A 17787-nucleotide genomic window follows, 5' to 3' on the forward strand; every position below is an offset into this window, starting at 1 on the left:
GGAATGCCGGTGTGGACGATACCGTTTCCCTGCGAGCGTATCGGGGGGCGGCCTTGAAAAGCATGTTGGCCACACGGAGGTGGCAATGGCGATTACCGACTGGCCCGCGGCCGAGCGTCCGCGGGAAAAGCTGATCGAGCGTGGCGCGGCCGCGCTGTCGGATGCGGAGCTTCTGGCGATCTTTCTGCGCACCGGTGTCGCCGGCAAGAGTGCGGTGGATGTGGCGCGGGATCTGCTCAGCCGTTTTGGCGGGTTGCGGCCGCTGTTGCAGGCGGATCAGGCCGGATTTTGCGCCGCCCCGGGGCTGGGGGATGCCAAGTACGCCCAGCTGCAGGCGGTGCTGGAAATGGGGCGTCGGCACCTGGCCGCCGACCTGGCACGGGGCGACGCGCTGACCTCGCCGGGGGCGACCCGGCAGTTCCTCGCCGCGCGCCTGCGCGACTACCCCTTCGAGGTCTTCGGCGTGCTGTTCCTGGACAACCGCCACCGGGTCATCGCCTTCGAGGAGCTCTTTCGCGGCACCATCGACGGGGCGTCCGTGCACCCGCGCGAGGTCGTGCGCCGCGCGCTGCATCACAACGCGGCGGCGGTCATCCTGGCGCACAACCATCCCTCGGGGGTGGCCGAACCATCGCGCTCGGATGTCGCGATTACCCGCCGCCTGGCCGATGCCCTGGGGCTGGTGGATATCCGTGTCCTCGACCATGTGATCGTCGCCGACGAGAGCGTCTCCCTGGCCGAGCGCGGCGAGCTCTAAGGAAACACTGATTGATTCGCACGTCCGCGTTGCAGCATGGTGAGCTGCCGGCCGCGGGTCCGACATCAAGTGGTCATTGCGAGGAGCCGCAGGCGACGAAGCCATCTTCCGGGGCAGGCAATCGGCCGAAAATCTGCCCGGGGCATCCGGATGGCGATTACTTCGTCGCTTTACTCCTCGCAATGACGGTTGGTGGGTGGTCTGCAAATGAGTCTACCGGCGGATTTCCCAGTGCCCCGGTTCCGACGGGCAGGCGGTGCCGGTGTGGCGCTGGCCGTCGATGGTCATCTCGAAGTCGCGGCAGCCACTGTCGCGGTTGCGGCGTGGGGTCAGCTGAACCGGCTGGTTCTGGGCATTGCGCCAGTGCACGGTCTGTCCGGTCCCGGCCAGTTCCAGGGCATGCCCCATGCAGGCCTGGTCGTTGCGGTCCATCTGGCGACCGATCATGCCACCCAGCACCGCGCCACCGGCCGCGCCGATCAGGATGGCGACCGGATCGCCGTCACCAACCCGATGACCAATTACGGCCCCGGCGCCACCCCCGATGGCCGCGCCGATCGCGTCGCGGTTGCAGCGCCCGTCCATCACACCGTAGTCGTGCTCCCAGCGGTCGTGACTGTGGCCGTGGTAGCCGTGATACCCGGGGTCGTTCTGTGCGCGCCAGCCGTGGGCCGGTGCCCAGGGCGGGGGTGAGGCGAGGGTATCCGCCGCAAATCCGAACAGCAGCGCGGCCGCCAGCACCTTCAGGTGCACGGGCAGGCCGCGGCGGGATTGAGTGCGTTTCCGTGCCATGGTCCGTCTCCTTTTGATCGGATGCGGGCCCAGCTTCGCGCCGTTTTGCTGAACGGCTCTTTAACGTGGCGGGGTGTTTTCCGGAAGCGTAAACGGCTTCATGCCGGGAGTGTGCGCGGTTTCACACAGCGGTCGAGTCGAGCGCGCGGTCCAGTGCCCGGAGCAGGGCATCGACCTGGTCCTCGGTGTGGGCGGCGGACAGCGTGATGCGCAGGCGGGCCTCGCCCTCCGGTACGGTCGGCGGGCGGATCGCGGGGACCAGGAAGCCGGCCTTGAGCAGCCGTTCGGCGACGGCGCTGGCGCGCTCCGCGGTCCCCAGGGTCACCGGCTGGATGGGCGTGACCGGTGGCGGGTGCGGCAATCCCAGGCGGTCCAGACCTTCGCCCAGGCGCCCGAGCAGGTGCTGCAGGTGCTCGCGGCGGTCGTGGGCGGCCTCGGCGATGCGGACCGAGGCCAGCGTGGCGGCGGCCAGGGCGGCCGGCATCGCGGTGGTGTAGATGTAGGGGCGGGCGGTCTGGATCAGCGTCTCGATCAGGCGTTCGGAGCCGGCCACGAAGGCCCCGGCGGTGCCGAAGCCCTTGCCCAGGGTGCCCATCAGGATCGGGACGTCGTCGCCGCCCAGACCAAAGTGCTGGCAGCTGCCGCCTCCGGTGTCGCCCAGCACCGACAGGCCGTGGGCGTCATCCACCATCAGCCATGCGTCGAACTCGCGGGCGAGGGCGGCGAGTTCCGGCAGCGGGGCGATGTCGCCATCCATGGAGAACACCCCGTCGGTGACGATCAGGCGGTGCCCGGTCGCGGGTGCCCTTTCCAGGCGTTCGCGCAGGTGTTCGGGGTCAGCGTGGCGATAGCGCTGGCTGTGTGCGCCGGACAGGCGCACGGCGTCGATCAGCGAGGCGTGGTTCCAGCGGTCCTCGAATACGGTGTCGTGTCGACCGACCAGGGTCTGCACCAGGGCGAGGTTGGCCATGTAGCCGGTGGAGAAGACCAGCGCGCGCTCGCGGCCGGTGAAGCGTGCCAGCGCCTGTTCCAGCTCCTCATGCGCGCGGGTATGGCCGTTGATCAGGTGGGCGGCGCCGGCGCCGACGCCGCAGTGGTCCAGCGCCTCGCGGGCGGTGGCCGCCACTGCCGGATCGGCGGCCATGCCCAGGTAGTCGTTGGAGCAGAATGCCACCACGCGCTGCCCGTCGATGACCTGTTCCGGGCGCTGCGGGCCGTCGAGCACGCGGGTGCGGCGCCAGCGCCCGGCCTCGCGCGCGGCGTTCAGGCGCTGTTCCAGGGCGCGCTCCAGCGAGTCGCTCATGGGCGCAGGCCCGCGCGCAGGAAGATCGGCCAGTGCACGCGGGCCGGTGTGGCGCCGTTCGGCCACAGCGCCCGCAGGGCCGGCTCCAGCGCGACCAGCGGGTCCTGCCCGGCGGCTCGGGCGCGGCGGATGGCCGACCAGGTGCCGAGATAGCCGAGCAGGGTGTCGCGGTCCCACTGGCGCTCGATATGAAACGTCCGGGTGTCGATTTCGGGCCAGGGGAATGGCAGGTCGCGGTAGTGGCTGCGGATGTGGCTGCGCTCCTCGGGCCACCAGGGAGCGAGGGTGGTGTCGTGGAAGTCGGTCAGCAAACGGTCCAGCGCCGGGTCCTCGGCGCGCAGCACGCCGTAGCCCCAGATCGCCAGCAACCCACCCGGGCGCAGGATGCGGGCAACCTCGTCATGGAATTCGGTGTGGCGGAACCAGTGTGCGGCCTGGGCCACGCAGGCCAGGTCCACGGAGGCATCCGCCAGCGCACAGGCCTCGGCGGCGCAGGCAACGCGCTCGACCCGGGGCGTTGTCGGCAGCGCGGCCAACAGGGCGGGGGCGGCGTCGGTGGCGATGACCTGCGGGAAGTGCGGCGCCAGGCCGCGCGCGGCCTGGCCGTTGCCGCTGGCGCAGTCCCACGCACGTGTGTGCCGCGGCGTGCGTGCGGCCAGCCAGTCAAACAGCTCGGCGGGATAGTCCGGTCGGTGGCGGGCGTAGTCGGCCGCCACCGCCGAGAAGTGATCGGGAAACGCGCCCGCCACCGGCCGGTCGGCTCAGGCCGACGCGGAGGCCGGCTGACCCGATTGTGCAGGGGCTTCCGGACCGGTCTCCGGATGCAGGCCCAGGCGTTCGAACAGCGCGAGGTCGTGGTTCTCGCCCGGGTTCGGGGTGGTCAGCAGGGTGTCGCCGTAGAACAGCGAGTTGGCCCCGCCCAGGAAGCACAGGGCCTGCATCTCGTCGGACATCTCGGTGCGCCCGGCGGACAGGCGCACGTAGGAGGCCGGCATCAGGATGCGCGCCGTGGCGATGGTGCGCACAAACTCCAGCGGGTCCAGGTGTTCGATGCCGTGCAGCGGGGTGCCCTCGACCTGGATCAGCTGATTGATCGGCACCGATTCCGGGTGCTTCGGCAGGTTGGCCATCTGCTGCAGCAGCCGCGCGCGGTCGCGGCGCGATTCGCCCATGCCGAGGATGCCGCCGCAGCAGACGTTCATCCCGGCGTCGCGCACGTGCTCCAGGGTCTCCAGCCGGTCCTGGTAGGTGCGGGTGGAGATGATATGGCCGTAGAACTCCGGCGAGGTGTCGAGGTTGTGGTTGTAGTAGTCCAGCCCCGCCTCGGACAGGCGCTTCGCCTGCTCGGCCTTCAGCATGCCGAGGGTCATGCAGGTCTCCAGGCCCTCGTCCTTGACCGCGCGGACCATCTCGATCACGCGTTCCAGGTTCTTGTCGGTGGGGTTGCGCCAGGCCGCGCCCATGCAGAAGCGGGTCGCGCCCTGGGCGCGGGCGTTGCGTGCGGCCTCAAGGACCTCCTCCAGGGGAAGCAGACGCTCGCGCTCGATTTCCACCTCGTGGTGGGCGCTTTGCGGGCAGTAGGCGCAATCCTCGGGGCAGGCCCCGGTCTTGATCGACAGCAGCGTGCTGACCTGGACCGCATTCGGGTCGAAGTGCTCGCGGTGGACCGTCTGCGCGCGGAAGATCAGGTCATTCAGCGGCAGGTCGAGCAGGGCCTCGACCTCGTCGGTGTTCCAGTCGTGGCGGGGCGTGCTCATAGGTGGCGTTCCTCGTCGGCTTCGGCGGGGATCTCGACGTCCGCCCAGGGCTCGCGGTAGATCGTGAACAGCGCGTAGACCGTCCACGGCAGCAGGATGGCCGCGGCGATGGCCCAGTAGGCGCGGTAGTAGTCGAGATCCGGCGGGAAAAAGGTGGCAACCACGATCAGCGCACCCATCAGGGCGTAATAGCGGTAGGCGGCCCACTGGGTGTGGTGGCCGACGCGCGGATCGGGGTGGTGCTTGTTCAGGGCGTAGACCAGCATCGAGCCGCCGAACCACAGCACCAGCGGCACGATCCCCATGATGGCGGCGATAATGAAACCGACCCCGACGCCCTCGCTGCTGACCACGAACAGCGGAATGCCGGCAATCGACACGCTGATCAGGTTGCCGATGTCGAACATCGAGGCGGCGCGCCGAGAGCTGCGCCCGGAGACGGTTCTGGTAGCCATGGTCTACCCTGCATGCAAAACGCAGAGCATACCATCATGCCCCTGATCCCTTCATCGCAACCGGGTCCCGCGCGGGTGTGGGCCGCGCGCGTGCAAGCCCGCGCTGCCACCTGCGCCGGGTGGCTGGGGGAGGCCCTGTACCCGTCGCATTGCGGCCTGTGCCTGGAGCCCGGCCCGGCGATCTGCGCCGGCTGCCAGACCGATCTCCCGCCGCTGGAGCGCCCGTGCCCCACCTGCGCGCTGCCCCTGCCAGTGGCCGGGGTCTGCCCGGCCTGTGTCCGCCGGCCACCCGTGCTGGATGCGCTGCATGCTGGCTGGGCCTATGCCTGGCCGCTGGACCAGTTGATCCTGGCCTACAAGCACGGCGCCAGCGTGCGGGCGGAGCGCATCCTCGCGGCGCTGGCGCAGGAGGTCGCCGAACGGCGGCTGCACCAGGGCCCGGACCGGCCCGATCTGGTGATCCCGGTGCCGCTGCACGGCCGACGCCTGCGCGAGCGCGGATTCAATCAGTCGGATGAACTGGCGCGGCGGGTGGCGCGTGTGATGGGCACGTCGCTGGAGGTCCACGGACTGCGGCGTGTCCGCGCCACCGAGTCGCAGCAGGCGCTGGGGCGCAAGGCGCGGCGGCGCAACGTGAGCGGGGCCTTCGCCTGGGACGGCCCCGACCTGGACGGCTGGCATGTGCTGGTGGTGGATGATGTGGCCACCACCGGGGCGACCCTGGAGGCCCTGGCCGGGGTGCTGCGGCGGGCGGGCGCCGCTCGGGTGGAGGGCCTGGTGCTGGCGCGCGCCTGAGGCAACACGGCAATGGCCCGCCGCGCCCGCTCGCTCGTGCTCGCCGGGGTCAGGCGCCCAGGTGGTGGTCGGCGATCATGGCCAGCAGGACCACGGCGCCCAGATAGTGGTTGTTCTTGAAGGCACGCAGGCAGTCGGCGGGCTCGCGCTCGAAGATCAGGAACTGCTGGTAGAACATCAGTAGCGCGACGATCACCAGCCCGGCGGTGTAGTACCCCCCGAACCCGGCGTGCTGGCCGACCAGATAGAGGCCGAACCAGACCAGCACCTGCAGGCCCCCGGTGATCAGGCGGTCCAGTTCGCCGAAGGCGATGGCGGTGGATTTCACGCCGATTTTCAGGTCGTCCTCGCGATCCACCATGCCGTAGAAGGTGTCGTAGACCACCGTCCAGGCCAGGACCGTCACGAACAGCAGCCAGGCCACTTCGGGCGGGTGCTCGCCGGTGACCGCAGTGAACGCCATGGGTACGGCCCAGGCAAAGGCGGCCCCCAGGTGCACCTGCGGAAAGTGGTGGAAGCGCTTGGAGAACGGATAGGTGCCGGCCAGTGCCACGGCCACCAGGGAATACAGGATGGTCAGGACATTGGTGAACAGCACCAGCACGAAGGCGACCACGCTGAGCGCCACGAAGGTGCCCAGCGCCTCGCGCGGGGTGATGGTGCCCAGCGCCAGGGGGCGGTCGCGGGTGCGTGCCACGTGGCCGTCGAAGTCGCGGTCGGCGTAGTCATTGATCGCGCAGCCGGCCGAGCGCATCAGCACGACGCCGGCGGCGAAGATGAAGATCAGGTAGGCCGGCGGCCAGCCGTCGGCCGCCACCCACAGGGCCCAGAAGGTGGGCCACAGCAGCAGGTAGATGCCCACCGGGCGATCCAGCCGGATCAGGCGGGCGAGTTCCCAAAGGCGTTCGCGCTCGGTCATGGCGGCCAAGCTTACCAGCCCGGCCGGGTTCCTTCCCTGCGGGGTTACAGGTGGGCCTTCAGCCAGGCATCCAGGTCTTCCGGTTCGACCTCGCCGCGATGGGTATCGACGATGGTGCCGTCGCGGTCGATCAGGACGGTATAGGGCAGGGCGCCGATGCGGTTGCCGTACTCGCGGCCCACGGCCATGGCTTCGTCCTGGCCGATCAGGACCGGGAATTCGATGCCGAAGTCGTCGACGAAGTGCTGGGTCGCCGTCTGTTCGTCCACGGCGACCGCGACGATGGTGAACCCGTCGTCCCGGTTTGCCTCGTACGTGTCCTGGAACAGCGGCATCTCCTTCTTGCAGGGCGGGCACCAGGTAGCCCAGAAGTTCAGCACGATCAGGTTGCCGTCCCACTCGCTGAGCTGGCGTTCGTCCCCCGCGAGATCGGGCAGCGCGAAGTCGATGCGCCGGTTGCCCGAGGCCGCCTCGGCCACGACCTCGGGGGCCGCGTCGGCGGATCCGCCACCCGCATCCATCTCCGGTTCCGGGTCGCCGCAGGCGGCCAGCAGGAAGGCACCGGTCGTGGCCAGTGCCACGCCCGCGAGAGCTTGTGTAGGGTGCTTCATGGCGTTACCCCGATGGCGCTTTCCACGTGCGCCAGGAAGCGGTCGGCATTCAGGTAGCCGACGTTACGGTAGTTGCGCAGCTCGTTGCCGGCGGCGTCGTAGAAGATCATCGCTGGCGGGCCGAAGAGGTTGAACGCGCGCATCAGGTCGCGGTGCTCGGAGGTGTTGTCGGTGACGTCGGCCTTCAGCAGGTGCACGTCACTCATGGCCCGAATCACGCGCGGGTCCTGGAAGGTGGTGCGGTCGAGACGCACGCAGTCCACGCACCAGTCGGCGAAGAAATCGAGGAACACGGGCTGCCCGTTCTCGCGGGCCCGAGCGACCTCGCGCTCCACGTCCTCGAGGCTGTCCACGTAGGTGAACTGCATCTCCGTCGGCCCGGCCTGTTCGCCGGTGGCCGTCACCGCGGGCTGATTGAGCGTGGCCAGCGGGCGGAAGATGTCCTTGCCACCGGTGGCCGCGCCCAGCATCAGCAGGACACCGTAGATCAGGAGTACGACGCCCAGGCCCTTCCACAGGGTATGCCAGCCGGAGGTACCCTCCGGCAGGGTCTTGAGTGCACCCATGTAGACCGCGGTCACGATCAGCAGGATGGCCCACAGGAACATCGCGATCTCGCCCGGGATGACCCGTTCGAGCAGCCAGATGCCGATGGCCAGCAGGCCGACCCCGAAGGCCGCTTTGATGGTGTCCATCCACGGGCCGGCCTTCGGCAGCAGGCGACCGGCGGAGGTGCCGATGGCCAGCAGCGGGGCGCCCATGCCCATGCTCAGCGCGAACAGGGCGATGCCGCCCAGCACTGCATCGCCGGTGTGGCTGATGTAGAGCAGGGCCCCGATCAGCGGCGCGGTCACGCAGGGGCCGACGATCAGCGCGGACAGGAAGCCCATGATCCCGGCGCCGACGTAGGTTCCGCCTTCCTGCTTGTTGCTGATCTGCGACAGCTTGCTCTGCACGCCGGCCGGCATCTGCAGGTCGTAGAAGCCGAACATCGACATCGCCAGCGCGATGAAGATGATCACGAAGGTGCCGATGATCCAGGGGTTCTGGAAGGCCGCCTGCAGGTTGGCGCCGGCCAGGCCGGCGAACACCCCGGCCACGGTGTAGGTCACCGCCATGGCCAGCACGAACACCAGCGAGATGAAGAATGCCTTGCGTGTGGTCAGGTTCTTCTGCCCGATGATGATGTTCGACAGGATCGGGATCATCGGGAACACGCAGGGGGTAAAGGTCAGCAGCAGTCCGAAGCCGAAGAACGCCAGGGCCACCAGCCAGATCTGGCCGTCCGCCAGCTGGGCCGCGATACGGTCCTGCTGGGTGACGGGCGCCGCTGCGTCGTCATCCTCGCGGGCCTCGTCGCCGGTGTCCGGCAGGGCATCGCGGTCGGCCTCGGCGGCCAGGTCGGAGGCGAAGGTGACCGATACTTCCTGGGTCAGCGGCGGGTAGCACACGCCGGCGTCGGCGCAGCCCTGATAATCGATCGCCAGGGTGATGTCGGCGACGTCGTCCGCGTCGCGCAGCACCGGGACGAGGATCTCCACCTGGTCGCGGAACACCTGGCTCTCGCCGAAGAATTCGTCTTCCTGAATCTGGCCGTCCGGCGGGTTGATCGGGCCCAGTTCGATGCCGTCGCCCTCGGCCAAGCGCACGTCCAGCTTGTCGCGGTACAGGTAGTAGCCCTCGGCGATGTCGAAGCGCAGGATCACCGCGTTCTGGCTGATGGCCTCCAGCGAGGCGGCGAAGGCCTTCTCCGGTTCCAGCAGATCGTCGACGGCGCCCAGGTCGCCGGACAGCTGGCCCAGATCGCCCAGCGCGCTGCGTTCCTCTGCGGGCGCGTCGCGGGGTTCTTCGTCCGCGGCGGCCTCGCCGTTGCCGCCCGGCAGGCCGGGCAACTCGATGGAGACGGTCTGGAAATGCGGCGGGTAGCATACGCCGAGGTCCGCACAGCCCTGCGAGCGCGCGGTCAGTTCGATGCTCGTGCTTTCGGCTGCCACGATCGGCAGCTCGACCTGAACCTGGCCGCGGTAGGTCTCGACACGCCCGAAGAACTCGTCCTCCTTGACCTCGCCATCCGGGATCTCGGCCTCGCCCAGCTCCAGCCCGGCGCTCTCAGGGGTGAAATCGAACTGCTCGCGGTACATGTAGTACGCGTCCGCGATGTCCCAGGTCAGCCGCACGGTGTCGGCGTCGATCGCCTCGGCGCTCAGGGCGAAGGCGTCATCCGGGTCCAGCAGGTCGTCTTCGAAGACGGCCTGGGCCAGGGCGGGCAGCAGCATCAGGGCGAGGAGCAGGGTCGCCAGCCAGGTGCGCGGGTTCAGGAGGTGCATTGCGTTATCCAGTCCAGGTAGTCGGGCAGCCCGTGTTCGATCGGCAGGGCGATGATCTCGGGCGTCTCGTAGGGGTGTTGGTCCGCCAGCCGTGACTGGAGTTCGTCCAGCCGGGCGGGGGAGGTTTTGATCAGTAGAGTGACTTCCGCGTCGCTCTCGATATTCCCTTTCCACATGTACACCGAGCGTCCGGGCGGCAGGATGTGCACACAGGCCGCCAGGCCCTGTTCCACCATGGCGCCGGCCAGGGAGTCGGCCGCCGCCGGGTCATCCAGGGTGGTGATCACCAGCCAGGCGCGCGCGCCGGCCGGGGCTTGGGCAGTGCTCATCGGTCAGGAGTCCCGTTCAATCCGTGCATGTTGGCCCGGCCGCAGCGGCGCACCGTCCGCCGGCGAGAACTCGACCTCGACGCGGTAGCCGCGATCGGGCTCCTCGCCGGTCGGCTCCCAGCCCACGCTCGCGATGGTGCCGGGCAGGCGCTGATCGCCGACTACGACCGTGACGTTCTCTCCGGGTTCCAGCCGGGCGGCTGTCTCCGCCGGCACGGTGGCCACCGCGCGCATCGGGTCGACGGTGCCGAGGATCGCGAGGACCGGCGGCAGCAGGGCCGGGTTCACGTACTGGCCGGGATTGGCCTCGACGCGCACCAGGCGCCCGCTGGCCGGGGCGCGGATGGTGGCGTCCTCGAGATCGGCGCGGATGCGGTCGCGCTGGGCGCGGGCCTCGGCCAGGCGCGCGGCGACCGTCGCGTAGTCGATGCGGGCCAGTTCCAGCTCGCGGGCGGCGATCAGGGTCTGGTCGTAGAGGTCCTGGGCCTTGTCGCGCTCGCGCTCGGCCTCATCCAGTTCCATCTGCAGGCGCTCCAGCGTGGCGCGGGCGGCCCGCAGGTCGGCATCGGTGCGCCGCGTGTCCAGGCGGAACAGGACGGCATCGGCCTCGACCCGCTCGCCGGCGCGCGCCTCGATCGCATCGATGCGCCCGGCGATCGGGGCGGTGATGCGGTAGCGCTCGCCCCAGTCCAGCTGGGCCGCAAAGCCGTCCTCGGCCAGCGCGGGCGCCGGGGTGACGGCGAACAGGACCAGCAGGCTGGCCGTGGTCAGCAGGGATGGGTTCGTCAATACGCGGGGCATGGGCAGTTCTCCCGTCCGGTCGCCGGTGGTCCGGCGGCTCAAGGGGTTTCCTGGGTGGCGCGGAACGGGCTCAGCTCGTCACGCCCGCTCAGCAGGGCCAGGCGCTCGTAGGCCAGGGCCAGTCGGAATTCGGTGCTGGCATTGAAATGCGCCGCGGCGCTTTGCTGGACCATCGAGTCACCCAGGTCGGCCTGGTCCTCGATGTCGTACAGGTAGCGCGCGCGGTCGATGTAGAGTTCCCGGTAGTCCATGCGCCAGGCGGCCTCGTCGCGCTGGGTCTGCAGCGCGCGGATCTCGTCGTGCAGCTCGCGCAGGCGGTTGCGCGCCTCGATGCGCGCCTGGCCCAGTTCGGCCTCGGCGCGGTGGCGGGCGGCAACGGCCTGGCCGACCCGGCTGTCGTGGCGACGGCCTTCGTACAGCGGAATCTCCAGCACCAGGCCGGCAGCGAACGGATTGCGGTCACCGCCGCCGAGGTCGCGGTGCCACCAGCCGGATTCGGCCTCCGCGTACAGGCGCGGCCGGCGCTGGGCGCGCGAGGCGGCGACCTCGCGGCTCGCGGCCTCGACCTGGCGGCGCTCGGCCAGCAGGCGCGGGCTGGTGTTGTCCAGCTCGGCCAGCAGGCTGTCCAGGTCCGGCAGTTCCGGCAGATCCAGTGGCAGCATGGGGGCCAGCACGGTTCGTACACGCCGGTCCGGGCGGTTCAGGGCCTCGGCCAGGGCGGCCCGGGTCCGGGCCTGGTTCTGCAGCGCGCGGGTGCGCTGTACCCGCAGTCCCTGGTATTCGGACTCGAGGCGAAAGACCTCGATGTCCGATACCTGGCCGCGCTGGTTGCGTTCCTCGGCGCGCTCCTTGGAAACATAGGCCGCCGCCATGGCCTCGGTGTCGCGGGCGAAGGCCAGGTCGGCCAGCAGTACGTCGAAATAGCGCTCGAGGACATGGATGCGGTGACGGGCGTGGGCCAGCTCTTCCTGCCGGCGGGCCGCCTCCAGGCGCTGTTCCCCGGCGGCCTCGCGGGCGTGGGACTGACCGAAGTCGCTCAGCAGCTTGCGCGCGACGATGGCGGCGCGGGAGTCGTTGCGGCTGCGATCCTCGATCTGGTCGTTGGGTTCGATCCAGCGGGCCTCGAGGCGGGCGTCCACGGTGACGTCGCGTTCCGCGCGGGTCGCCTCCAGGGCCGCGCGGGCCTGTTCGCGGTCGGCGCGTGCTGCGCGCACCCGCGGATGCAGGGCGTCGACGCGTTCTAGGGCGTCACCGACCCGCATGGGGTTCGGCAAGGGTCCGGCATCGACCGCGCCGTCGCCGTCCTGTGCGATTGCCGGTCCGGCCAGCGGCCACAGAAGCAGACCGGCCAGCAGCAGGCGGGCCAGTCGGCGTCGGCGGTCGGGATTGGACGAGCGGGGGTGCATCGGCGACATCAGGCGTCGATCCTCGCGGGTTGAGCGGATGGGTCAGCGACCGTCTTGCTCGCGCTTGAAGCGCGTGAAGTTCTGGTCCTTGTAGTGCCCCTCGACGACGAATTCGCCCAGTTGCAGGAACTCGCGCGAGTCCCGCGTGGCGCCGATGAAGCGCGCGATGGGTTCGCCCTCCAGGTTAAAGAACTGGAATACGGGCGTGGCGCGTACCCGGTAGTCGCGGGTGGCCCAGTCCATCTGGGTCTTGGTCTCGCCCTCGAAGGTCACGATCTCGATCGCGCCCTCGACATCCACGCTGAACACCAGGAAGTGTTCGCTGAAGTACTCCTGGACCTCGGGCTGGTTCAGCACCTGGTTTTTCATGCGGTGGCAGAACGGGCAGTCGGCCATCTCGAAGAAGATCAGGATGCCTTTCTTGCCGGCGGCGCGCGCCTCTTCCAGTTCCTCGGGGAACTCGCCGAAGGTCGGGTCGAAGAAATGGTGTTCCGGATCGCGCGGGTCCTCCACCGCGGCGGTCGCCATGGCAGGGACGAGGAGGGCCAGCAGGGCCAGCATCAGGATCGGGTTGCGTAGCATGATGGGGTTACTCTCCGGAATATATCGATAGCCGTATGCACCAAAGACGTGCGGAAGACTGGCTTAATTCCCCGTGTAGTGCAAGGAAAAGTGGGGGCGTGATGCCGTCTGTCGTAATGCCCTGATTGTAGGAGTATCCATGCCGTGTCCGGGTTCCAATCGACAGCACCCGGAGGGCATGTTCCAATAAGTTCGCCTGGTCTCCGGAACCCCTAGCCGATGCGCAACCCCTTCTTTCCCCTGTTCGTCTTTCTCGGCCTGATCCTGCTCGAGATTTTCGGCTTCGCCTGGGTGGGTGATGCCGTGGGTGCCCTGATGACGGTAGTGCTGGTGATCGTCACGGCCGCGGCCGGGTTGCTGTTATTCCGGCTGCAGGGGTTTTACCACTGGCGCCGGCTGCAGCAAAGCCTGGCGCGCGGCGAGGTCCCGGCTCGGGGGCTGGTCGAAGGCTGGCTGCTCATGGCGGCCGCTGTGTTGCTGTTGCTGCCGGGGTTCTTTACCGATGCCGCCGGATTCGTGCTGCTGATCCCGCCACTGCGGCGCTGGGCCGCGGACGGCATCCTGCGCCGTGGCATGGTGCGCGCGCGGACGGGAGGCTCTGGCGGGGCCCGGGGCAGCGACACCATCGAGGGTGAGTTCCGCCGCCACGACGATAGTCACGAGTCCCCCGACGACCGGCTGGATCACGACGACCGCCGTTGACGCCTCGCTGATTAGCGACTTGCGCAGATATTTGCAGGGCGCGCCCTTGACTCGCCTTTGTGTGCCCCTATTATTAGCACTCGTCAGGGGCGGGTGCTAACAGGGTGCCCGCCCGACACCCCAACTTTCCTGTTGCAGACACTTTATAAGGAGTTCGCACCATGAACCTGCGGCCTTTGCACGATCGAGTCATCGTGAAGCGTATGGAAGAAGAGCGCACCACCCCCGGCGGCATCGTGATCCCGGATTCCGCGGCCGAGAAGCCGATCCGCGGCGAGGTCCTGGCGGTGGGCAACGGCAAGATCCTGGACAACGGCGAGTCCCGTCCCCTCGACGTGAAGGCCGGTGACAAGGTCCTGTTCGGCAAGTACTCCGGCACCGAGGTCAAGGTCGAAGGCGAAGACGTCCTGGTGATGCGCGAAGACGACATCATGGCCGTCATCGAGGGCTGAGCCCCGCCCCGCGTCCGTCTAACACGAATTTTCAGGAGTAGAACGAATCATGAGCGCTAAAGAAGTACGCTTTGGTACCGACGCCCGTACCCGCATGGCCAAGGGTGTGAACACCCTGGCCAACGCCGTAAAGGTCACCCTCGGTCCGAAAGGCCGCAACGTGGTCCTGGACAAGGCCTTCGGGGCCCCGACCGTGACCAAGGACGGCGTGTCCGTGGCCAAGGAAATCGAACTGGAAGACAAGTTCGAGAACATGGGCGCCCAGCTGGTCAAGGAAGTCTCCTCGCAGACCTCCGACGCCGCCGGTGACGGCACCACCACCGCGACCGTGCTGGCCCAGTCCATCGTCCGCGAGGGCATGAAGGCGGTCACCGCGGGTATGAACCCGATGGACCTCAAGCGCGGCATCGACAAGGCCGTGAAGTCGGCCACCGAAGAGCTGAAGAAGCTGTCCAAGCCGTGCACCGAGCACAAGGCGATCGCCCAGGTGGGCTCGATCTCCGCGAACTCCGACACCGCGATCGGCGAGATCATTGCCGATGCGATGGACAAGGTCGGCAAGGAAGGCGTGATCACCGTCGAGGAAGGTTCCTCGCTGGACAACGAGCTGGATGTCGTCGAAGGCATGGAGTTCGACCGCGGCTACCTGTCGCCGTACTTCATCAACAACCAGCAGAGCATGAGCGCCGAGCTGGATGACGCCTACATCCTGCTGTTCGACAAGAAGATCTCGAACATCCGCGATCTGCTGCCGATCCTGGAAGGCGTGGCCAAGGCCAACAAGCCGCTGCTGATCATCGCCGAGGACATCGAGGGCGAAGCCCTGGCGACCCTGGTGGTGAACTCCATGCGCGGCATCGTCAAGGTCGCCGCCGTGAAGGCCCCGGGCTTCGGCGACCGCCGCAAGGCCATGCTGCAGGACATCGCCGTGCTGACCGGTGGCCAGGTGATCTCGGAAGAGGTTGGCCTGTCGCTTGAGAAGACTACGGTGGAAGACCTGGGACGCGCCAAGAAGGTGCAGGTGACCAAGGAAAACACCACCATCATCGAAGGCATGGGCACCAACAAGGACATCAAGGGCCGTGTCGACCAGATCCGCGCGCAGATCGAGGAAGCAACCTCCGACTACGACAAGGAAAAGCTGCAGGAACGCGTGGCCAAGCTGGCCGGCGGTGTGGCCGTGATCAAGGTCGGTGCCGCGACCGAAGTCGAAATGAAGGAGAAGAAGGCCCGCGTCGAGGACGCCCTGCACGCCACGCGTGCGGCGGTGGAAGAAGGCGTGGTGCCGGGCGGCGGCGTGGCCCTGCTGCGTGCCTGCGCCGCGATCACCAAGCTCAAGGGCGACAACGAGGAGCAGACCGCCGGCATCAATATCTGCCGTCGCGCGATGGAAGAGCCGCTGCGCCAGATCGTCTACAACTCCGGTGACGAGCCGTCCGTGGTCCTGAACCAGGTTCTCGAAGGCACGGGCAACTACGGCTACAACGCTGCGACCGGCGAGTTCGGCGACATGATCGACATGGGCATCCTGGACCCGACCAAGGTGACCCGTTCCGCGCTGCAGAACGCCGCATCGGTCGCTGCCCTGCTGATCACCACCGAGGCCATGATCGCCGACATCCCGAAGAAGGATGACGGTGGCGGCGCCGGTGGCGACGACATGGGCGGCATGGGTGGCATGGGCGGTATGGGAGGCATGGGCGGCATGATGTAAGCCGCTTTTGCACCCGTACATCGCCGATGTACCCCGGGACCCCGCTTCGGCGGGGTCTTTTTGTCTGGCGAGCAGCCCGTCCCTTATACCGTTAGCGCGGATAGTCCCTCGTCGGGGAACCCTCAATGAGACGGTGTGTCCCTTGGGGTAGACGCGATTCGGGCTTTCACTGTTGCAATCCCGGGACAGTGTTATGAAAGTGTCTGGATCTCCGAGACTTTACGGAATGTGACGGCGTTGTGATGCTGACACAAAAATTGCTCCGCGTTGCGTGCAAAACCCGAACTTGTGTGCCACTATCAAGGTACTGTAGAGGGCTTGGCGCAAGGAGCTCGCTGCTTTGGGCTACGGATGCGTGTGCGACATGAAATTCGCACGATCGCAAACGGGGTCTGACGTCGATTTTTTTATCAAGGAGGCTATGCAATGAATCATAAGCTCGTTAAGAATCTTCTGGCCGCGTCTGTGGCTTCGCTGGTGCTGGGTGCTGCCGGGCAGGTCATTGCGCAGGAACCGCCGGCCGCGAACGTGACGGATCGCAGTGGCAAGGTCGTGGTCGATCGCTCTGGCGAGTGCGTGCGCACCCGTTCTTGGGCGCCTGAAAACGTGAAGTTCGAACACTGCGCGGGTTATATCCAGGAAACCGCTGAAGCACCCGCGCCCGCCCCCGCCGCTGCCCCGGAGCCGGAGCCGGAGCCGGAATTCACCACCACCACGCTGAGCGCCCAGGCCCTGTTCGACTTTGACAGCGCCAACCTGCGCGCCGAGGGTCGTTCCGCCCTGCGTGACCTGGCCCGCAGCCTGACCTCGACCGACGTGCAGTACAGCGCCGTGCTGGTCGAAGGTCACACCTGCACCATCGGCCCGGCCGACTACAACCAGGGCCTGTCCGAGCGTCGCGCTCAGTCCGTGGCCGAGTTCCTCGCCACCGAAGGCGTGCGTCCGGATGCGATCCGTACCGTTGGCTATGGCGAAGACCGCCCGACCGCCGACAACTCCACCCAGGCTGGTCGTGAGGCCAACCGCCGCGTGGAAGTGACCTCCGACGTGCGCCAGCGCGCCAACTAAGGTCGCTCGCAACACCCCGGCCGCCGGTTCACCGGCGAGCCGGTAGCAGGCCCCGCTTCGGCGGGGCTTTTTTGTGGGTGTGTTCCTGCCAGGTAACGGTACCGGCTCCCGTTGGCAGTCGGCTTGGGCGACAGGCCCTTCAGCCTGCATTAATCTTGCGGCCCTAGACTGATCCCAGATATTCGGAAAGGCAGAGCACCATGACGATCCATCGATTCCCGACGCGCAACCCGTTCGTGGCCCTCCTGGGATCCGTTTCCCTCCTGGCAGGACTGCTGTTGACGACCAGCGCGGCCGCCGGCGGCGTGGAACGCGCGACGGACCTGCAGGCCCTGGCCGGCAACGGTAATGGCCAGCCGACCCTGATCATGTTCGCCTCCAGCAGCTGCCCCTACTGCGACCGGGCGGAACAGCGTCATCTGGGGCCGATGGCCAAAGACCCGGCGTTCGCGGGGGTACACATCCGCAAGGTGATGCTGGACCGCGAGGCCGTCCGAGATTTCGATGGCGAGACCCTGGCCGGCAATGCCCTGGGCCGGAATTACGGGGTGCGGGTGGTGCCGACCATCATGGCCTTCGACGCCGAGGGCCGACGGGCCGGCACGCCGCTGGTGGGCATCCCCAACGAGCAGCTCTACCGCAGCCAGATCCGTGTCCGTATCGAGGCGGCGCGGCAGACTGTCCGCGACCCCTCCAGCTAAACAGGCACGGCTCCGCGACGCCCTTCGGTCGAACCACAGCACCTTGAGGTTGCGCTCGGCTTGGCAGCGCCTTGAAGTGGTCCAATGACAGCGGACACCCCAGTTAAGCCACACTAGATGGGTAACTGGAGGTGAATGTGAGCAAGCAGAGACGAGCGCGATACAGCCGGGAGTTCAAGGCCAACGCGATTGCGATGGTCGAGAGCCAGGGCTATGGCTGCACGGAGGCGGCCCGGCGGCTCGGGATCAACCGGAGCATGCTGTCCCGCTGGCAGCGTGAGGCGCGGCGCAAGGCGGCCGGCGAAGCCGTTACTGA

At 68.0% G+C, this 17787-nt stretch carries 20 protein-coding genes; 8 read left to right on the top strand and 12 right to left on the bottom strand.

Annotated elements, in window-relative coordinates; translation table 11 throughout:
- The first annotated feature begins 85 nt into the window (after window positions 1–85).
- Window positions 86–757, top strand: coding sequence for a DNA repair protein RadC (radC, locus tag F572_RS0101675; RefSeq protein WP_017942822.1), 672 nt, complete (start codon window positions 86–88; stop codon window positions 755–757).
- A gap of 213 nt (window positions 758–970) precedes the next feature.
- On the opposite strand, the gene F572_RS0101680 is transcribed toward radC, so the two are convergent.
- The 5 genes from F572_RS0101680 to F572_RS0101700 form a co-directional block, all read right to left on the bottom strand.
- Window positions 971–1549, bottom strand: coding sequence for a glycine zipper domain-containing protein (locus F572_RS0101680; protein ID WP_017942821.1), 579 nt, complete (start codon window positions 1547–1549; stop codon window positions 971–973).
- 121 nt (window positions 1550–1670) lie between these two features.
- Window positions 1671–2852 carry an 8-amino-7-oxononanoate synthase gene (bioF, locus tag F572_RS0101685; RefSeq protein WP_026143136.1) on the bottom strand — a complete coding sequence of 394 codons (1182 nt, stop codon included), beginning with the start codon at window positions 2850–2852 and terminating at the stop codon, window positions 1671–1673.
- Window positions 2849–3601, bottom strand: coding sequence for a methyltransferase domain-containing protein (locus F572_RS0101690; protein ID WP_017942819.1), 753 nt, complete (start codon window positions 3599–3601; stop codon window positions 2849–2851). Before F572_RS0101690 ends, bioF begins: the two co-directional genes overlap by 4 nt.
- A 12-nt stretch (window positions 3602–3613) precedes the next feature.
- Complete coding sequence (gene bioB, locus F572_RS0101695) at window positions 3614–4609, bottom strand: biotin synthase BioB (RefSeq protein ID WP_017942818.1); 996 nt, start codon at window positions 4607–4609, stop codon at window positions 3614–3616.
- Window positions 4606–5064 carry a hypothetical protein gene (locus F572_RS0101700; protein ID WP_026143135.1) on the bottom strand — a complete coding sequence of 153 codons (459 nt, stop codon included), beginning with the start codon at window positions 5062–5064 and terminating at the stop codon, window positions 4606–4608. The genes bioB and F572_RS0101700 overlap by 4 nt, the downstream gene beginning before the upstream one ends.
- Window positions 5065–5304: 240 nt before the next feature.
- On the opposite strand from F572_RS0101700, the gene F572_RS0101705 reads away from it, so the two are divergent.
- Window positions 5305–5859 (top strand): ComF family protein, encoded by a 555-nt coding sequence (locus F572_RS0101705; RefSeq protein ID WP_038033926.1) that lies wholly within the window; start codon window positions 5305–5307, stop codon window positions 5857–5859.
- Window positions 5860–5908: 49 nt separating this feature from the next.
- On the opposite strand, the gene ubiA is transcribed toward F572_RS0101705, so the two are convergent.
- The 7 genes from ubiA to F572_RS0101740 are packed head-to-tail and all read right to left on the bottom strand — an operon-like array spanning window position 5909 to window position 12834.
- Entirely contained in the window at window positions 5909–6778 is an 870-nt protein-coding gene (ubiA, locus tag F572_RS0101710) for a 4-hydroxybenzoate octaprenyltransferase (protein ID WP_017942815.1), read from the bottom strand.
- 44 nt (window positions 6779–6822) lie between these two features.
- Window positions 6823–7389: a TlpA disulfide reductase family protein gene (locus tag F572_RS0101715; protein WP_026143133.1), complete on the bottom strand. Its 567-nt coding sequence runs from the start codon at window positions 7387–7389 to the stop codon at window positions 6823–6825.
- A complete protein-coding gene (gene dsbD / locus F572_RS0101720; RefSeq protein ID WP_018158332.1) occupies window positions 7386–9716 on the bottom strand; it encodes a protein-disulfide reductase DsbD in 2331 nt (776 codons plus the stop codon). Before dsbD ends, F572_RS0101715 begins: the two co-directional genes overlap by 4 nt.
- The gene (gene cutA / locus F572_RS0101725; RefSeq protein ID WP_017942812.1) at window positions 9704–10045 is read right to left on the bottom strand and encodes a divalent-cation tolerance protein CutA; all 342 of its coding nucleotides are present in this window, start codon (window positions 10043–10045) and stop codon (window positions 9704–9706) included. Before cutA ends, dsbD begins: the two co-directional genes overlap by 13 nt.
- A gap of 3 nt (window positions 10046–10048) precedes the next feature.
- Window positions 10049–10846 carry an efflux RND transporter periplasmic adaptor subunit gene (locus tag F572_RS0101730; protein ID WP_017942811.1) on the bottom strand — a complete coding sequence of 266 codons (798 nt, stop codon included), beginning with the start codon at window positions 10844–10846 and terminating at the stop codon, window positions 10049–10051.
- Between the two features lie 38 nt (window positions 10847–10884).
- Window positions 10885–12261: a TolC family protein gene (locus F572_RS0101735; protein ID WP_017942810.1), complete on the bottom strand. Its 1377-nt coding sequence runs from the start codon at window positions 12259–12261 to the stop codon at window positions 10885–10887.
- 33 nt (window positions 12262–12294) lie between these two features.
- Window positions 12295–12834, bottom strand: coding sequence for a thioredoxin family protein (locus F572_RS0101740; RefSeq protein ID WP_017942809.1), 540 nt, complete (start codon window positions 12832–12834; stop codon window positions 12295–12297).
- Window positions 12835–13053: 219 nt separating this feature from the next.
- Here F572_RS0101740 and F572_RS0101745 point away from each other — a divergent pair, with 219 nt between their 5' ends.
- The 6 genes from F572_RS0101745 to F572_RS0101770 all read left to right on the top strand — a co-directional run.
- Complete coding sequence (locus F572_RS0101745) at window positions 13054–13536, top strand: FxsA family protein (RefSeq protein ID WP_017942808.1); 483 nt, start codon at window positions 13054–13056, stop codon at window positions 13534–13536.
- Between the two features lie 161 nt (window positions 13537–13697).
- Window positions 13698–13988 (top strand): co-chaperone GroES, encoded by a 291-nt coding sequence (gene groES, locus F572_RS0101750; protein ID WP_017942807.1) that lies wholly within the window; start codon window positions 13698–13700, stop codon window positions 13986–13988.
- A gap of 49 nt (window positions 13989–14037) precedes the next feature.
- On the top strand, window positions 14038–15702 hold the full coding sequence (groL, locus tag F572_RS0101755; protein WP_017942806.1) for a chaperonin GroEL: 1665 nt from the start codon (window positions 14038–14040) through the stop codon (window positions 15700–15702).
- 426 nt (window positions 15703–16128) lie between these two features.
- Complete coding sequence (locus F572_RS0101760) at window positions 16129–16770, top strand: OmpA family protein (RefSeq protein ID WP_017942805.1); 642 nt, start codon at window positions 16129–16131, stop codon at window positions 16768–16770.
- A 200-nt stretch (window positions 16771–16970) separates the two neighbouring features.
- Window positions 16971–17471 carry a thioredoxin fold domain-containing protein gene (locus F572_RS0101765; protein ID WP_017942804.1) on the top strand — a complete coding sequence of 167 codons (501 nt, stop codon included), beginning with the start codon at window positions 16971–16973 and terminating at the stop codon, window positions 17469–17471.
- Window positions 17472–17608: 137 nt separating this feature from the next.
- A partial coding sequence (locus F572_RS0101770) for a transposase (RefSeq protein WP_018158333.1) occupies window positions 17609–17787 on the top strand: 179 nt, incomplete at its 3' end.

The sequence above is a fragment of the Thioalkalivibrio sp. ALE14 genome, assembly GCF_000376845.1.
GTDB lineage: Bacteria > Pseudomonadota > Gammaproteobacteria > Ectothiorhodospirales > Ectothiorhodospiraceae > Thioalkalivibrio.